Below are 16,719 nucleotides of genomic sequence, written 5' to 3'. Positions count from 1 at the left end.
TGATCAGGAAGCTTGCACTGATCCGGCGCGGCTGACATCCGCGATGAAGGACCGGATCATCCGGTCTCCTTCAACTGAGTCATGAGGCCGGTGTCCTCCAGCCGCAACGCGGTGGAGGGCACCGGTTTCCTGCAAATAGCCCGCGATTTCTTCGTACAGGGGTTCCCAACCACCGGTCAGGACAAGCGTGGGGACTCCCGGCACAATATGCAGGGGTGCTTCCCATGGCGGAGCCTGGAGCCGCAGGCGTCGAGCGGTGCGCCTGGCCTCCGGGGTACTGAGGACGGCCGCCTCGGAAGAAAACGCCCTGCGGACGAATTCGCGTTGGTAATCGTCATCGCTGAGTTCGTGGCGGATCCGGAACAACGGCTCCATGAGTGCCCGGTAAGCCGCGGTGGCGGGCAACTCGGCCGTCAATGAAAGACAAGCCGGTTCCACCAACACGAGGGACCGGACCAGGTCCGGCCGCTCCACCGCGGCCAACATCGCGGAAATCGCGCCCTGGGAGTGGGCTACGACATGGCCTCCCCGCGCGGGGCCGGAAGCTGACGCGGCCTCCCGTCCCCCGAGGCACTCCAGGATAATGTCCACATCGGCCGCAACATCGGATTCCAAAGGCTCGGCCTGCGCATCAAAGCCGTGGCGTTTCAGGAACAGTGCATCGTACGCCAGCGCCATGCCGTGCTGTTTCGGCCAAGCGGCAGCGCCGAATGTGCCTGCTCCGTGGACAAACACAACGCGCTGCTTTTGCATTCCCCCAGCCTATGGCACGGGGCTGACAACCCAACTAATCCCCACCGCCACCCTCGCCTCGCACGCTCGGCCAGGGAACCCCGGCGGCGTGGGCCCCGGCAGTTAATGCCGTTCTGAGCCATCAAAACGACATCTACTGCTTGCCAGTTGGGTGGGACGGCTACTTGCCGCCGAGGAACTTGTCGAAACCCTTGGGCAGGTTCAGCTGCGAGGGATCGAAGTCGCCGCCGGCCTGGCCGAATGCCGCGCCGGTGGGAACGGCTTTCGCCCGCTTGTTCTCGGCGTCGCGCAGTTCCTGGGCCGCCTTGGCGGGGTTTCCGGAACGGGGCTTCTTCTTGGGCGCGTTTTTGCTCGCCTTGCGGGAACCGCCACCGAGGCCGGGCATGCCAGGCATCCCGGGCATGCCGCCGCCCTGGGCCAGCTTCTTCATCATCTTCTGGGCTTGCGCGAAACGCTCCAGGAGGCCGTTGACCTCGGAGACGTGGACACCGGAACCACGGGCGATGCGGGCGCGACGGGAACCGTTGATGATCTTCGGAGCCAAACGCTCGTGCGGAGTCATGGAGCGGACAATCGCCTCCACGCGATCGATTTCGCGCTCGTCGAACTGCTCCAGCTGCTGGCGGATGTTCTGCGCACCCGGCATCATCATGAGCATCTTCTTCATGGAACCCATGTTGCGGATCTGCTGCATCTGGGCGAGGAAGTCGTCCAGGGTGAAGTCTTCCTGGTCGGCGAACTTCTTCGCCATCCGGGCCGCTTCATCCTTGTCCCAGTTCTTCTCGGCCTGCTCGATCAGGGTGAGAACGTCACCCATATCGAGGATGCGGGAAGCCATGCGGTCCGGGTGGAACAGTTCGAAGTCGTCGAGGCCTTCGCCGGTGGACGCGAACATGACCGGTTTTCCAGTGACAGACGCTACCGAGAGGGCGGCACCACCGCGGGCGTCGCCGTCGAGCTTTGACAGCACGACACCCGTGAAGTTGACGCCTTCATCGAAGGCAACCGCCGTGTTGACGGCGTCCTGGCCGATCATGGAGTCGATCACGAACAGCACTTCGTTCGGGATGATCGCCTGGCGGATGCGTCGCGCCTGGTCCATCATTTCGGCGTCGACGCCGAGGCGGCCCGCGGTGTCCACGATCACGACGTCGTGCAGCTTCTGGCGGGCTTCGTCGACGCCGGAGCGTGCGACGGCGACGGGGTCGCCGGTGGGAACATCCAGATCCGAGGTGGTGCCCGGGTGCGGCGCGAACACGGGAACACCGGCGCGTTCGCCGACAATCTGGAGCTGCGTCACCGCGTTGGGACGCTGGAGGTCGGCGGCGACCAGCACGGGGCTGTGGCCTTGGGCCTTGAGCCATTTGGCAAGCTTGCCCGCAAGGGTGGTCTTACCCGCACCCTGCAAGCCGGCGAGCATGATGATGGTGGGGCCGGTCTTCGCCAAGCGGATACGACGGGTCTCGCCGCCGAGGATCTCCTGGAGCTCCTCGTTGACGATCTTCACGATCTGCTGGCTCGGGTTCAGGGCTGCGGAAACCTCGGCGCCCAGGGCACGTTCGCGGACGCGGCCGGTGAACTCGCGGACCACGGGAACGGCAACGTCGGCGTCCAAAAGGGCGCGCCGGATCTCCCGGACGGTGGCATCGACGTCGGCCTCGGTGAGGCGGCCCTTGCCACGGAGATTCTTGAAGGTTGCTGTCAACCGGTCAGAGAGTGAATTGAACACGCGCCGTGCACTTCTTTCAATGGTCTACGAATGGCGGCCGTTCCGACGCACCAATATCTTGACGATTCCTGCCCCAAACAAATCTGACTCAACTGAGGGACTCGACTATCTAGGGTACCAAGACGCGCCTGCAAGATGGCATGCTGGCACAGTGACCAGCAAAACAAGAGTAAATACGTTGCTCATCCTAGGCGCCTCCGGAGATCTGACGGGCCGATTGCTGTTGCCGGGCCTTGCCAGGCTCGTGGCGAATGGCCTCGCAGACGGCCTGAAGCTTGTCGGAGCCGGCTCCGACCCGTGGACGCCGCAGCAGTGGACCAAACGTGTGGGTGGTGCCTTCGAGGATGCCGCCAACGGTGCAGGTGCCGCGGGCAGGAAAGCAATCGCGGCCCTGGAGAAAAGTACCGAATACCATCAATTGGACGTCACGGCGGATGGCCAGCTCGCGACGCTCCTGGCCGGGCTCGAAGCACCAATCGCCGTCTATTTCGCTTTGCCCCCGCACATCAGCCAGAAGGCCTGCGAGGTCCTCACCGCCCAACAGCTTCCCCCCGGAACAAGCCTGGTGATGGAGAAACCCTTCGGATCCGGTTCCGAATCCGCCCGGGAACTCAACAAGACCCTCGCCGCTTTGGTCCCGGAAGACCACATCCACCGCGTGGACCACTTCCTTGGCAAGGCCACCGTGTTCAACATCCTGGGCCTGCGCTTCGCCAACAGCTTCCTGGAGCCGGTGTGGAACCGGGATCACATCGAGAAGGTGGAGATCATCTTCGACGAAGACCTCGCACTCGAGGGGCGTGCGCGCTACTACGACGGAGCCGGCGCCCTCAAGGACATGATCCAGAGCCATTTGCTCCACATCATGGCGCTGCTGGCCATCGATGCCCCCTCCAGCATCGGCGAGCGCGATCTCCGCGACGCGATTTCCACGGTGCTGCGTGCGAGCAGCATCACCGCACCCTACAAGAAGTCCACCCGACGTGCGCGGTACACGGCCGGCCGGATCGGCGACCGGGACGTGCCGGACTATGTCGCGGAAGCGGGCGTGGACCCGGCCCGGGAAACGGAGACACTCGCAGAAGTCGAAGTGGGAATCGACACGTGGCGCTGGAAAGGCGTCCCCTTCATCCTGCGCTCGGGAAAGGCGCTCGGTGCCGCGCGGAAAGAGGCCATCGTCACCTTCCGGCCCGTCCCACACCTGCCGTCCGGATTCGAGGGCGTGGACTCCCCCAACCAGCTGCGCATCGGGTTCGGTCCTGACACTCTGCAGCTCGACGTCGACGTCAACGGTCCCGGAAACATCTTCACGCTCAATCGCGTGACGCTGAACGCGGAATTGAATGCTTCCGATCTGCTGCCTTACGGAGAAGTATTGGAGGGCATCATTACCGGCGATCCCCTGCTCTCAGTCCGCGGCGACACCGCAGTCGACTGCTGGCGGATCATCGAGCCCGTGATCAAGGCCTGGGCCAAGGATTCCGTGCCGCTCGAAAAGTACGACGCCGGCGGCCCCGGTCCCGCGGACTGGCCCACCGCCGTCGGGGGCTAGCCAGCCGGCCGCACTCCTTCGGAAGCTCACACGCAAGAGGGGCCGGGTACCTTCCAGGTCCCGGCCCCTCCTTTGCGTTGGTGCCTTAGATGGCTGCTGCGCCTCGCTCGCCCGTGCGCACACGAACGGCTTCGTAGACCTCTACGGTCCAGACTTTGCCGTCACCGGCACGGCCGGTGTTGGAGGAAGCAATCAGGACATCGAGGATGTCGTCTGCCTGCTCATCCGTGGCCAGGACCTCAACGCGGATCTTGGGAAGCAGATCCACGTTGTACTCGGCCCCGCGGTACACCTCGGTGTAACCGCGCTGCCGGCCGTAGCCGCTGGCCGCGCTGACCGTCAGTCCCTGTACCCCGTATGCTTCGAGCCCCTCGCGGATGGCGTCGAGCTTCTCCGGGCGGACGATCGCCGTGATGAGTTTCATGCCTGGACACTCTCCTTGCCTGATACGGATGCTTCTTCAGCTACTTCGGACGATACCTTGCCGGTGATGAGGTCGTGAAGGGGCTGGAAGCTTCCGCCGTGGCCGCCGACGCCGAACTCGTATGCCGTTTCGGCGTGCAGGCTGAGGTCTGCACCGGCGATCTCCTGGCGTTCGGAGATGCGGAAGCCCATGAGCTTGTGGATCGGGTAGGCGATGATGAATGTCATGACGCCGGTGAAGACGATCGAGCAGAGCGCCGCCAGGGACTGTGCGACCAGCTGGGTCGTACCGCCGCCGTAGAACAGGCCTGCGGGACCCTGGGTCGGAGTGGCGAGGAAGCCGATGGCCACGGTGCCGATGATGCCGGACACGAGGTGGACGCCGACGACATCGAGCGAATCGTCGTAGCCAAGCTTGAACTTGAGGCCAACCGCGAGGGCCGAGGCAACGCCGGCAGCAACACCGAGGGCGATGGCGCCGAGCGGGGAAACGTTCGCACAAGCCGGCGTGATGGCAACCAGGCCGGCGACGACGCCCGATGCCGCACCAAGCGAGGTGGGGTGGCCGTCGCGGATGCGCTCAACGATAAGCCAGCCGAGCATGGCGGCTGCCGGCGCGACGAGAGTGTTGATCCAGATCAGGCCAGCCTGCTGCACGTTGGCCGCAGCACCCGCGTTGAAGCCGAACCAGCCGAACCAGAGGATGGCTGCGCCGAGCATGACCAGGGGCACGTTGTGCGGGCGGTGGTTCGGGTCCTTGCCGAAGCCTTTGCGGTTGCCGATGATCAGGACGAGAATGAGGCCGGCTACACCGGCGTTGATGTGCACCACGGTGCCACCGGCGAAGTCGATGACGGGAGCGAAGGTTTGGCCGAACCAGCCGGTTGCCGAGAAGAGGCCCCCACCCCAGACCATGTAGGCCAAGGGCGCGTAGACGAGGGTGGCCCAGATCGGGGTGAACAACGTCCACGCCGAGAACTTGGCGCGGTCCGCGATGGCACCGGAGATGAGCGCGACAGTGATGATCGCGAAGGTTGCGGCGTATCCGACGTGGAGGAGGTCTGCCGGATCCGTGAAGTTGTGCAAGCCGAAGTGGCTGAACGGGTTCGCGAAGAGCTCGAAGAAGTTGTCCGTGTTGCTCGTGGACATCGATGCGCCCCACAAGACCCAGACGATGGTCACTGTGCCGATGGCGATGAAGCTCATCATCATCATGTTCAAGGCGGCCTTGGCACGGGTCATGCCGCCATAGAAGAATGCCAGGCCCGGGGTCATGAACAGCACGAATGCTGATGCGACCAGGAGCCAAACGAGACCGGCGGTGAAGTCCATGTCTACGTCCTCTCTGCTTTTAGATGCGGGCTGAGCCGCCTGTCCCAACGCATTTGCGTTCTATGTAAGAGTTTTGCGGGGCAGTGTTTCACCTGCGAAGGTTTTAGATTGCGGGGCTGTTACAAGAACTTCTCGAACGTAAATGGTGCATATCGCCCTTGTTACGGATATGTTTCGTCAGTTCCACTTTCCCCGCGTTCCCACTACCCAGAGGACCCCGACACCATGACTGCAAGCCCCGAATCCCCCGCCAATCAAGGGGCGAGGGCCGCGAAGGCCGCAATGCCGCGGGACATCAAGGTGATGTTGGCGGCGGCGTTCCTGATTGCACTGGGTTTTGGCCTCGTGGCGCCCGTGCTCCCGCAGTTCGCCACGACTTTCGACGTCGGAGCAACGGCAGCCGCGGTGATCGTGAGTATTTTCGCCTTCATGCGCCTGGTATTCGCTCCGGCCGGGGGTGCCCTGATGGGCCGCTTCGGCGAGCGTCGCGTGTACATCGCAGGGTTGCTGATTGTGGCGGCGTCGACGGCGGCCTGCGCGTTCGCCCAGAACTATTGGCAGCTGCTGGTCTTCCGGGGCCTTGGCGGAGCCGGTTCCGTGATGTTCACCGTGGCAGCGATGGGCCTGTTAATCAGGCTCGCCCCTCCGGAAAGCCGTGGACGGGTGTCCGGCGCGTACGCCTCCGCCTTCCTGATCGGCAGCGTCCTGGGGCCCGTGGTTGGCGGGCTGCTGGCCGGGTTTGGCCTGCGCGTCCCGTTCCTCGCGTACGCGGCAGCCCTGGTCCTGGCGGCCTTGGTTGTACGCACGCAGCTCACGGAAAGTTCAAAGGCAGCGAAGCAAGGTGGCGCGGCGGGCCCGGCAATGCGCATGAAGGAGGCCCTGGGCGATTCTGCCTACCGGGCCGCCCTGTTCTCCAGTTTCAGCAACGGCTGGGCGACCTTCGGCGTGCGCATGGCCACAGTGCCATTGTTCGCGGTGGTTGTCCTGGCCGGAGGACCGGCCTCGGCGGGTTGGGCGCTGGCCGTGTTTGCAGGGGGAAACGCGCTGGCGCTGACCTTCTCCGGCCGCATGGCTGACAGTTTCGGCCGCAAGCCCATGATGCTGCTGGGCTTGGTCGTCACCGGCCTGGCCACCGCCACCATCGGCTTGACCGGCAATCTCCCCGCGTTTTTCGCGGCGTCTGCCGCGGCCGGCTTCGGCTCCGGCTTGCTGAACCCGGCCCAGCAGGCCGCCGTCGGGGACATCATCGGTCGTGGCCGCTCCGGCGGCAAGGTGCTGGCGGTTTTCCAGATGGCCTCCGACGCCGGAGCCATCGTGGGCCCCGTCCTGGTCGGCCTCCTGGCCGATGGACTTGGCTACGGCTGGGCATTCGGCGCAACCGGCGGCATCCTCGTGCTCGCCGCCCTCGGCTGGTCCGCGGCACGCGAGCCGATGCAGCGCGGCGCGGAAAGCGTCGACTCCCCCAACTGAGTCGCAGTTAATGTCGCTTTCAGGGCTGAAAACGACATTAACTGCGAGTCAGTTGGGCAAGATGCGGCTAGTTCAGCAGGGCGTCGACGAACGCTTCGGCCTCGAACGGCGCGAGGTCGTCCGGGCCTTCGCCGAGGCCAACGAGCTTGACCGGCACGCCGAGGGCCTTTTGGATCGCGACGACGATCCCGCCCTTCGCGGTGCCGTCGAGCTTAGTGAGCACGATTCCCGTGATGTTGACTACTTCGGAGAAGACCTTGGCCTGGTTCAGGCCGTTCTGGCCGGTGGTCGCGTCCAGTACCAGCAGGACTTCGTCCACTTCGGCCAGTTTCTCGATGACGCGCTTGACCTTGCTGAGCTCGTCCATGAGGCCGACCTTGTTCTGCAGGCGGCCGGCGGTGTCGATCATGACGACATCCACTTCCTGCTCAATGCCGGCCTTGACGGCTTCATAGGCGACAGAAGCCGGGTCCGCGCCGTCGACGTGCGACCTGACGGTTGCGACGCCGACACGCTGGCCCCACGTGGCGAGCTGCTCCGCAGCCGCTGCCCGGAAGGTGTCGGCTGCGCCCAGCAGGACGTCCTTGTCTTCGGCGACGAGAACGCGCGCCAGCTTGCCGACGGTGGTGGTCTTGCCGACCCCGTTGACCCCGACGACGATCATGATGGCCGGGTGGGCTCCCTTGCGTTCCACGTTCAGGCTGCGGTCCATCGTGGGGTCCACGAGCTTGATGAGTTCCTCGCGCAGGAGTGCCTTGACGTCCTCTGGACTGCGGGTGCCTTGCACTTTTACCCGTGCACGCAAAGCATCGACCAGCTGCATAGTGGGCTCGGTGCCGAGGTCGGCAAGGAGCAGCGTTTCTTCGACTTCGTCCCAGACGTTTTCGTCGATCTTGTCGCTCGAAAGCAGGGCCAGGAGTCCCTTGCCGAGAATGCTGTTGGATTTGACCAGTCGCGCCCGAAGCCGGTTGAGGCGGCCCTCGACAGGCGCGGGGGTCTCCACCTGGATAAGTTCCAGTCCCGCGGCGTCGTCCGGAACGTCGGTCTCCGGTACAGCAAGCTCGGCGGGTTCGACGACGGGTCCGGGCGCCGTGCGATCCGGCGCGGTCCCGGGGGCGTCGTCGACGATCGTTCCGCCGCCTGCCGGCGCCTTGTCAGCGGGGTCGTTGGCGTCGCGCGTTCCAGCGTAAGTCGAGGAAGACTTCCGCGCCTTGAGCAGGACAGGAATCAGCCCTCCGACCACCACGATGGCAGCGACAATGGACAAGATAATGGGGAGGAGATCGTTCACTCCCCTAGCTTCTCACAAAGCTAGACCTCGGCACCGAGCCTCTGGCTGATGACGGTGGACACGCCGTCGCCCCGCATTGTCACTCCGTAGAGGGCGTCCGCGACTTCCATGGTCCGCTTCTGGTGCGTAATGACAATCAGCTGGCTGGACTCGCGCAGCTCTTCGAAAATCGTGATGAGCCTGCCCAGGTTCGTATCGTCCAGTGCGGCTTCCACTTCATCCATGACGTAGAACGGCGAAGGCCGCGCCTTGAAAATCGCCACGAGCAACGCGACAGCCGTCAGCGACCGTTCGCCACCGGAAAGCAAGGACAACCGCTTGATCTTCTTGCCGGCAGGCCTTGCCTCCACCTCAATGCCGGTGGTCAGCATGTCATCGGGGTCCGTCAGCACCAATTTGCCTTCCCCACCGGGGAAGAGCCGCGCAAAGACGTGGTCGAACTGCTTGGAGGTATCGGCGAAGGCCTCGGCAAAGACCTGCTGGACGCGGTTGTCCACTTCCTTGATGATGTCCAAAAGGTCTTTGCGACTGGATTTGAGGTCTTCCAGCTGCGTGCTCAGGAATTGGTGGCGTTCTTCAAGTGCGGCAAATTCCTCAAGCGCCAAGGGGTTCACTTTGCCAAGGGCTGCGAGATCCCGTTCGGCCTTGCGGAGCCGTTTCTCCTGCTCGGCCCGGACAAAGGGAACACCCTCGACAATGGTGTTTCCGTCCTCGTCCACCGGTGCACGAAGTTCGGCCCACTTGTCCACGGTAGCGGCAGGCACGGGAACGGGCTGCTCCGGACCGAAGTCAGCCACGAGTTGTTCCGCGGACAGGCCGAGCTCCTCGATGGCGCGGGTCTCCAACGCTTCGATCCTGAGCCTTTGCTGGGCTCGCGCGAGTTCGTCGCGGTGGACAGAATCCGTCAGTCCCGCCAGCTCCTGGGCCAATGTCTCGTTACTGCTCCGGACATCGCCGAGTTCCTTTTCGCGCTGCTCCCGGACGGCCTCGGCGAGGTCGCGGGCGCGGGCGGCCAGGTCCACTGACACGTCAACGAAACGCACAGCCTGTTCGACGGCGGAAGCGACGGCGGAGGCCCGCCCGGCTTGGGCTTTGCGTCGCATGGCCCGGCGCACAGCTTCCTCGCGTGCCCGCCGTTCGCTCGCGGCGGCCCGTTCCAGGGATGCGGCCCGGTTAGTGGTTGCGGCGAGCTGTTCCTCGGCACTCCGCAAGCCCAGCCTGACCTCCATCTCACGGGACCGGGCTTCGCTGGCAGCCCTGGCCAAGGCATCGCGGTGCTCCGTGGAAGGCTCTTCCTCCTGGGGGGCTTCTTCTGCCGCGGCCAGCCGTTCCGCCGCAAGCTCAAGGGATTCCTCTGCCACGGCGATGTTCAGTTCGGCCTTGGCCAGGGACTCCGCCATTCGATCGCGTTCCGCGACGGCGCTGCGCAACTGGGAATTCAGGTGGCCAAGCCGTTCCGCGACGGCAGCCAGGCGGGCATCCGAGTCGTGGAGTTTGTCCAGCGCCGCGTTCGCCCGTTCCTGGGCATCGGCCCGGCGTGCTTCGGCTCCAGCCAGGGCGAACTTTCCCCGCTCGAGACGGGTGGTGAGCTCCAGGAGCCGGGTGTCGGCGTCGTCCACTGCGGCTTGGACTTCAAGGAGCGACGGTGCCGTGGCCGATCCGCCGTCCACCGTCAGGGCCCTGAAGACGTCGCCTTCGCGGGTCACCGCGGTAAGCCCCGGGTTGCCGGCAATGAGGCTTGCCGCCGCGTGCAAGTCGTCGACGACGGCGGTGGACGCCAGGAGGGTCCTTGCGCCACCCGCTTCGGGGGCGTCAGTCGCCACCAACTCGGCAGCCCAGCGCGCACCGTCAGGCAGCGTCGGCAACTCCTGCAGGCCAAGCTCCGGACCCGCTGCGGGTACCGCGCCCGCCACCAAAAGCGAGGCGCGTCCGGCGTCGGCGTCCTTCAACAGCTGCATCGCGGCAACGGCCCCGGCACTGTCCGCCACCACGACGGCGTCGGAGGCACTGCCAAGTGCCGCGGCCACGGCCGTCTCATACCCGGGCTCCACCGTCAGGAGGGAAGCAAGCGAACCCAGGACTCCGGGGTGGTCCGAGGACAGAAGCCGCGACGAGCCATCCTTGCGGTTGAGTCCAAGCTGCAAAGCATCGCGGCGGGCGGTGAGCGCATCGCGTTCGCGGACTTCATCGCGTTCGGCAGCTTTCAACGCTTCGATCTCGGCGTTGATCTCGTCAAGAAGGGCGCTGGCGTCCTCGTATTCGGCGTCGAGGCTTTCCTCGCCGTCTTCGACGCCGGCCACTTGTGACTCGAGGGCCGTAAACTCACTTTGCGCGTGTCGGCGGCGTTCCTCACCGGCTGCCAGCGAGTCCCTGAGCCTGCCCCGCTCAGCCTCGGCTGCCTCGGCCCGGGAGCGTGCGGCAGCCAATTGACCTACGAGTTTCGCGAGGCCTTCACGGCGATCGGCGGCTGCCCGCAACACGGCCGTCAGGCGTTTGTCCTCGGCCGCGGCCAGGTTCTCGGCTTCCTGTTTGGCTGCCGTGGACTCGTTGAGCGCGGCTTGCTTCGCCAGGATGTCGTGCTCAAGCTCCGACTGTTCCTGCCGGACCCGGGCGGCCTGCCGGTCCAGATGGTCCGGGTCGCGGCCTGAATCCGGGGCAGCATCGGAGGCACCAAGGAGGCGGCGGCGCTCGGTCGCGAGGGATCCCAGGGCGCGAAGCCGGTCCCTGGTTGCCGACAGCTGGTACCAGTTGTCCCTGGCGGCATTGAGCCTGGGTGTGGCCTCAGCTGCGAGTTGCTCAAGTCGGATCTGGCGTTGACGGCCTGCGCCGAGCTCCGCTTCGACCAGCTCGCGGCGCTCTTTCAACGCGGCTTCGTCGGCGACGTCCTTTTCCAACGCCTGGGTGAGCTGGAGGAGATCATCGGCCAACAGCCTGGACTTGGCGTCACGAACGTCGAACTGCACCGTCTGGGCGCGGCGGGCGACTTCGGCCTGTTTGCCCAGCGGTGTGAGTTGACGACGGATTTCCGCCGTGAGGTCACCAAGGCGTTGCAGGTTCGCCTGCATGGCTTCCAGCTTGCGGACAGTCTTTTCCTTGCGACGCCGGTGCTTGAGGATGCCTGCGGCTTCTTCAATGAATCCCCTGCGGTCCTCGGGGGTGGCGTGCAGGACACGGTCCAACTGTCCCTGCCCCACAATCACGTGCATTTCCCGGCCCAGGCCCGAATCCGAGAGCAATTCCTGAATGTCGAGGAGGCGGCATGGCGAGCCGTTGATGGCATACTCGGATCCGCCGGTCCGAAACAGCGTGCGGGAAATGGTGACTTCGCTGTATTCGATCGGCAGGGCGCCGTCGGCGTTGTCGATCGTCAGGGCAACGTGCGCGCGGCCCAGAGGGGGCCGCCCCGATGTGCCGGCGAAGATGACGTCTTCCATTTTGCCGCCGCGCAGGGTCTTGGCACCTTGTTCGCCCATGACCCAGGCCAGCGCGTCAACCACATTGGACTTGCCCGAACCGTTGGGGCCGACAACGGCGGTGACGCCCGGCTCGAAGTCGAACGTCGTGGCCGACGCGAACGACTTGAATCCCCGGACAGTCAAACTTTTCAGATGCAAGGTGTTTCGGATCTCCTGAGTGGCTGATTTCCCGTTCTCAATCTACTGCCCGACGGCGGAAATCCCCGGATTTGCGGGGCATACCCGCGAATCCGTGCTACCAGCGGCCGTTGCGCGGCTTCGGCTGGCAGATGGGGCAAGTGTACGAGGAGCGGTTCATGAATTGCTCGCGTTTGATCACACCCGGAAGTCCAACAGCGGAACAACGCCTGCACGGCTCGCCCGCCCGGCCATAGGCATCCAAGGACCGGGCGAAGTATCCCGAAGCTCCGTTGACATTGACGTAAAGCGAATCGAAGCTCGTCCCACCGGCCGCGAGGGCGTCGCTCATGACTTCCTTCGCGGCGTCGACGAGCCTCACGGCATCGGCCCGCTTGAGGGTGTCTGTCTGCTTGGCATAGTGGAGTTTGGCCCGCCAGAGGGCTTCATCGGCGTAGATGTTGCCTATCCCGGAGATGACGCCCTGATCCAACAGGGCACGCTTGAGCCCTGTCTTCCGGGCTTTGACCTTGCGGTAGAACTCGTCAAAAGAAAAGTGCGGATCCAGCGGATCGCGGGCGATATGCGAGGCTTCTTCGGCAATTTCCGGAAGGGGCGTCCCGCCCTGGCCGCCGGGACCGCCGTCGGACGTCGGTACAAGGGACGTGACAAACAGTCCGCCGAAGATCCGTTGGTCCACAAACCGCAACTCCTCGGGCATGCCGTCGGAACTGCTGAGGCGGAGACGGACTTTGAGGTGCTTCTCATCGGGAACCCGGGGTCCTGCATGAGGAGCTGTCCGCTCATGCCAAGGTGCGCCATCAGCGCGACGCCGGGCATCGCCTCGGCGGTACCGCCAGTGCTGCGGGTTTCCTCGGTCCGCAAGGGCATCCACAGGAACTTACCCCGGCGGACGACATCCAAAACGGTGGAGTGCTCAAGGTTGCCGATAAAGTCTTCCGTGCCCAACGCGTGGCGGCGGATGGAACGGGCGTCCAGGACCTCCACGGAGGTAATGGTCCGGCCACGCACCCAACGTGCCAGGCCGCGGCGGACCACTTCGACTTCGGGCAGTTCCGGCATGTGGAATCAGGCGCTGTGCGCAGGATCAGCCGGAGAGTCGGCCTTGCTGTTCAGCGTGACCTTGCTGTTAAGGATGCGCCACGCATCCGCGGCGGCTTCCTGCTCGGCTTCCTTTTTGGAGTGGCCCGTGCCTTTGCCGTAGGCGGTGCCGCCGATCTGGAGCACTGCCTCAAAGCTGCGCGCGTGGTCCGGTCCTGAGCCTTCGACGGCATAGTAGATGGACCCGAGCTGCCGGCTCGCGGCAAGCTCCTGCATGCTGGTCTTCCAGTCGGTGCCGGCCCCAAGGGCTGCGGCGTCCTTCAGCAAGGGACCAACGAGCCGCATGACGAGTTGCCGCGCGGTCTCAATGTCATTGGAAAGATAGGTGGCGCCAATAAGCGCTTCCATGGTGTCCGCAAGAATCGAAGACTTGTTCTTACCGTCGGTGAGCCTTTCGCCCTGCCCGAGGTAGATGAACTCGCCGATGCCGAGGTCCCGGCCGATACCCGCCAGTGCGCGGGTGCTGACGACGGCGGAGCGTCGCTTCGCGAGTTCGCCTTCCGGCAGTGCCGGGTTGTCGCGGTAGAGCGGATCGGTCACGGAGAAGCCCAGGATGGAGTCGCCCAGGAATTCGAGGCGCTCATTGGTGGGAATCCCGCCATTTTCATACGCGTATGAACGATGTGTCAGAGCAAGACGAAGCGTCTCGGCGTCAATGGAGACACCGAGACGCTTCAGAAGCTCTTCAGTTGAAGACATCCTTGTCAGCCTTGTGGCGGATTTAGACGTCTGCGACCTTGCGGCCCTTGTATTCAAGGAACAGCGCAGTCCCGGCAGAGTCGGTTACGACCTTTGCCTGGTGCGGCAGGCTGTAAACAACCTGTCCGTTTTCGATGGTCTTGACCAAGTTGGGGGCAGTTGCCTTCCACTGGGCACGGCGGGCGCGTGTATTTGCGCGAGACATTTTCCGCTTGGGAACAGCCACGGCTATCTCATTTCTCTTTTAGTCAACACTTACTAATCAGTTTGCCGGTCGGTCTTAGCCAGTTCAGCTAGGGCAGCCCAGCGAGGATCCAGGTCCTCGTGGTGGTGCCCCGGCTCGTCTTCCAGACGCACTCCGCAGATTGAGCAAAGGCCCTGGCAGTCTTCCCGGCACACCGGCTGGAACGGCAGCATGGTTACAACCGCGTCCCGCAACACCGGTTCAAGATCGATTAGATCGTGCTCGACTCGACGTTGCTCTTCATCGTCTTCTTCGTCCGAAAGCTCGACGCCCTCATAGAAGAAAAGTTCTTGCACATTGACCTCAAGGTCATACGCAAGGGGATCCAGGCATCGTCCGCATTCGCCCTTGACTTCAGCGAATACGGTTCCAGATACCAGAATTCCTTCGTGTACGGCCTCAAGCCTCAGGTCGAGCTCGATATCCGAGCCTTCCTGAACGCCAATGAGTGCCACGCCAAGGTCACTTGGCGCGGGTACATGTTCCGTGAGCGTCCGCATGCTTCCTGGACTACGTCCGAGGTCCTTGACGTCCAGCGTCAAAGGCGAACTTGCATCTCGCTTAATGAGAACTCCTGTAGAACATATGACCGACGTACCATCTTAGCCTGAACGCGCGAGCGGACTCAAACCGGGCAAATTACAACGCGTTCTGCCCGAGGTACCGATCCAGCTTACCCGTTGCGGGGCTACTCCATTGCCGACCCGCCAGCGAGGAGCCTCTTGAGCACCGATTTAGGCACGAAATCGGAGACATCTCCGCCCAGGAGGGAGATTTCCTTGATGAGCGTGGAGGACAAATGCAGGTAGTGGGCCTCCGCCGGAAGAAAGACAGTCTCGACGCCGGACAATTGGCGGTTCATGGTGGCCATGGGAAGTTCGTAGTCAAAATCCGAGGATGAGCGCAGGCCCTTGACGATGGCCGAAATTCCCCGGTGCCTGCAGTATTCGGCCAGCAGTCCCTCGCCCATGGGCTCCACAATGATGCCCCGCAAGGAAGCAAGGGTCTGCCGGGCCATTTCCATGCGTTCTTCGAGGCTGAAGCGGTACTTCTTGGCGTAATTGGTGGACACCGCGACGACGACTTCATCGAACAAGCCGGCGGCCCTTGCGATGACTTCCAGATGTCCGTTGTGGATGGGGTCGAAGGAGCCAGGGCACACTGCGCGTCTCATGGTTCGAACCTACCGCATCCGGGGCCGCGGGCACTATGGCGATACCATGGCTGAAACGGCGGGCCGGACGAGCCGGAAGCCAGCACCCAGGAAGGCAGCCCCACAGTGACGAGCCCGGCCTCTCTCAGCCAGAACACGTCCGTCGCCCCTTGGCAACGGGCCGCCAGCGGAGCCAACCTGCTTTCGGCCGACGGCAGCCTCGGAGTGACCATCTTCGAAGAGATGACCACCCTGGCGATATCCACCGGCGCCATCAACCTGGGCCAAGGATTCCCGGACGAGGACGGCCCGGCGGAAATCAAGGCAGCAGCGCAGGCAGCCATCACGGCGGGAGCCAACCAGTACGCGCCTGGCAAAGGCATCCCCGAACTGCGCGAGGCCATCGCCGCACACCAGGAACGCTTCTACGGACTGACCCCGGACCCGCAGACCGAGGTTATTGTGACTACCGGGGCCACCGAAGCCATCGCCGCCTCATTGCTCGCATTCATCGAACCCGGCGACGAGGTGCTGACCTTCGAGCCCTTCTACGACTCTTATGGCGCCATCATCGGACTCGCCGGGGCCAAGCACGTGACCGCTCCCCTGCTGGCGCCGGACTTCCTTCCGGACGTGGATGCCATGGAATCGGCATTCAGTGAGCGCACGAAGGTTGTGCTCCTCAACAACCCGCACAATCCCACGGGCGCGGTCTTCCCTCGCGAGGTGCTGGAACGCGTCGTCGATCTCGCCCGGAAATACGATGCCGTGATCCTCAGCGATGAAGTCTACGAGCACCTTACCTTCGGTGTGCAGCACCTTCCGGTCGCCAGCATCCCCGGAGCGGCCGAACGAAGTGTCACGATTTCCTCGGCCGGCAAGACGTTCTCGTTCACCGGCTGGAAGATCGGCTGGCTCAGCGGACCGGCCCACCTTGTGGCGGCGATCCGCACAGTCAAACAATTCCTCAGCTACAGTTCCGGCACCCCCTTCCAAAGTGCGATCGCGGTAGGCCTTGCCCTTCCCGATGAGTTCTACACCGGCATCGCGTCCACTCTCCAGCACAAGCGGGACATTCTGGCCGAGGGACTGCGGGCCGCCGGCTTCGGCGTCTACACGCCCCAGGGAACATACTTCATCAACGTGGACACCGCGCCCCTCGGCATCAGCGACTCCGTGGACTTGGCACGAAGGCTGCCGGGGCTCGTGGGAGTGGCTGCCATCCCCGTTCCCGTGTTTTGCCACCCGGAAGGCGCGGAAAGGACGCGCAGCCTTCTCCGATTCGCGTTCTGCAAGAAGACCGAAGTGCTGGAAGAAGCGGCCGCCAGGCTGGCCACCCTGCGGGACAAGCTCTGACT

13 protein-coding genes and 1 pseudogene are annotated in these 16,719 nt (G+C 64.1%); 3 read left to right on the top strand and 11 right to left on the bottom strand.

The window, feature by feature from the left end:
- Nucleotides 1–3: 3 nt before the first annotated feature.
- Together ABD742_RS07285 and ffh are read right to left on the bottom strand one after the other, a co-directional pair.
- Nucleotides 4–753 (bottom strand): alpha/beta fold hydrolase, encoded by a 750-nt coding sequence (locus tag ABD742_RS07285; RefSeq protein ID WP_234752044.1) that lies wholly within the window; start codon nucleotides 751–753, stop codon nucleotides 4–6.
- A gap of 160 nt (nucleotides 754–913) precedes the next feature.
- Entirely contained in the window at nucleotides 914–2,482 is a 1,569-nt protein-coding gene (ffh, locus tag ABD742_RS07280; RefSeq protein WP_234752037.1) for a signal recognition particle protein, read from the bottom strand.
- A 151-nt stretch (nucleotides 2,483–2,633) separates the two neighbouring features.
- On the opposite strand from ffh, the gene ABD742_RS07275 reads away from it, so the two are divergent.
- Complete coding sequence (locus ABD742_RS07275) at nucleotides 2,634–4,034, top strand: glucose-6-phosphate dehydrogenase (RefSeq protein WP_234752035.1); 1,401 nt, start codon at nucleotides 2,634–2,636, stop codon at nucleotides 4,032–4,034.
- Between the two features lie 85 nt (nucleotides 4,035–4,119).
- Here ABD742_RS07275 and ABD742_RS07270 read toward each other — a convergent pair whose 3' ends face one another.
- Both ABD742_RS07270 and ABD742_RS07265 read right to left on the bottom strand, forming a co-directional pair.
- Complete coding sequence (locus tag ABD742_RS07270) at nucleotides 4,120–4,458, bottom strand: P-II family nitrogen regulator (RefSeq protein WP_234752030.1); 339 nt, start codon at nucleotides 4,456–4,458, stop codon at nucleotides 4,120–4,122.
- Entirely contained in the window at nucleotides 4,455–5,789 is a 1,335-nt protein-coding gene (locus ABD742_RS07265) for an ammonium transporter (protein WP_234752028.1), read from the bottom strand. Before ABD742_RS07265 ends, ABD742_RS07270 begins: the two co-directional genes overlap by 4 nt.
- A gap of 225 nt (nucleotides 5,790–6,014) precedes the next feature.
- On the opposite strand from ABD742_RS07265, the gene ABD742_RS07260 reads away from it, so the two are divergent.
- Entirely contained in the window at nucleotides 6,015–7,259 is a 1,245-nt protein-coding gene (locus tag ABD742_RS07260; protein ID WP_234752026.1) for an MFS transporter, read from the top strand.
- A gap of 67 nt (nucleotides 7,260–7,326) precedes the next feature.
- Here the strand turns inward: ABD742_RS07260 and ftsY are convergent, their stop codons facing one another.
- The 7 genes and pseudogenes from ftsY to coaD form a co-directional block, all read right to left on the bottom strand.
- Nucleotides 7,327–8,550 (bottom strand): signal recognition particle-docking protein FtsY, encoded by a 1,224-nt coding sequence (gene ftsY, locus ABD742_RS07255; protein ID WP_234752024.1) that lies wholly within the window; start codon nucleotides 8,548–8,550, stop codon nucleotides 7,327–7,329.
- Nucleotides 8,551–8,570: 20 nt separating this feature from the next.
- Nucleotides 8,571–12,164 carry a chromosome segregation protein SMC gene (gene smc, locus ABD742_RS07250; RefSeq protein ID WP_234752021.1) on the bottom strand — a complete coding sequence of 1,198 codons (3,594 nt, stop codon included), beginning with the start codon at nucleotides 12,162–12,164 and terminating at the stop codon, nucleotides 8,571–8,573.
- Nucleotides 12,165–12,261: 97 nt separating this feature from the next.
- Nucleotides 12,262–13,226, bottom strand: a pseudogene (gene mutM, locus ABD742_RS07245) (bifunctional DNA-formamidopyrimidine glycosylase/DNA-(apurinic or apyrimidinic site) lyase).
- A gap of 6 nt (nucleotides 13,227–13,232) precedes the next feature.
- Nucleotides 13,233–13,964, bottom strand: a complete 732-nt coding sequence (rnc, locus tag ABD742_RS07240; RefSeq protein WP_234752016.1) for a ribonuclease III — start codon at nucleotides 13,962–13,964, stop codon at nucleotides 13,233–13,235.
- Nucleotides 13,965–13,986: 22 nt separating this feature from the next.
- Nucleotides 13,987–14,190 carry a 50S ribosomal protein L32 gene (gene rpmF, locus ABD742_RS07235; protein WP_028264646.1) on the bottom strand — a complete coding sequence of 68 codons (204 nt, stop codon included), beginning with the start codon at nucleotides 14,188–14,190 and terminating at the stop codon, nucleotides 13,987–13,989.
- 32 nt (nucleotides 14,191–14,222) lie between these two features.
- The gene (locus tag ABD742_RS07230) at nucleotides 14,223–14,750 is read right to left on the bottom strand and encodes a YceD family protein (protein WP_059387665.1); all 528 of its coding nucleotides are present in this window, start codon (nucleotides 14,748–14,750) and stop codon (nucleotides 14,223–14,225) included.
- A gap of 146 nt (nucleotides 14,751–14,896) precedes the next feature.
- Nucleotides 14,897–15,382, bottom strand: coding sequence for a pantetheine-phosphate adenylyltransferase (gene coaD, locus ABD742_RS07225; protein ID WP_234752013.1), 486 nt, complete (start codon nucleotides 15,380–15,382; stop codon nucleotides 14,897–14,899).
- Nucleotides 15,383–15,487: 105 nt separating this feature from the next.
- On the opposite strand from coaD, the gene ABD742_RS07220 reads away from it, so the two are divergent.
- Nucleotides 15,488–16,717, top strand: a complete 1,230-nt coding sequence (locus ABD742_RS07220; RefSeq protein WP_234752010.1) for an aminotransferase class I/II-fold pyridoxal phosphate-dependent enzyme — start codon at nucleotides 15,488–15,490, stop codon at nucleotides 16,715–16,717.
- Nucleotides 16,718–16,719: the final 2 nt, after the last annotated feature.

Origin of the sequence: Arthrobacter ramosus, assembly GCF_039535095.1 — a bacterium.
GTDB lineage: Bacteria > Actinomycetota > Actinomycetes > Actinomycetales > Micrococcaceae > Arthrobacter > Arthrobacter ramosus.
Note: the sequence above shows the minus strand (reverse complement) of the source record. Positions and strands in the feature narration are given on the sequence as shown.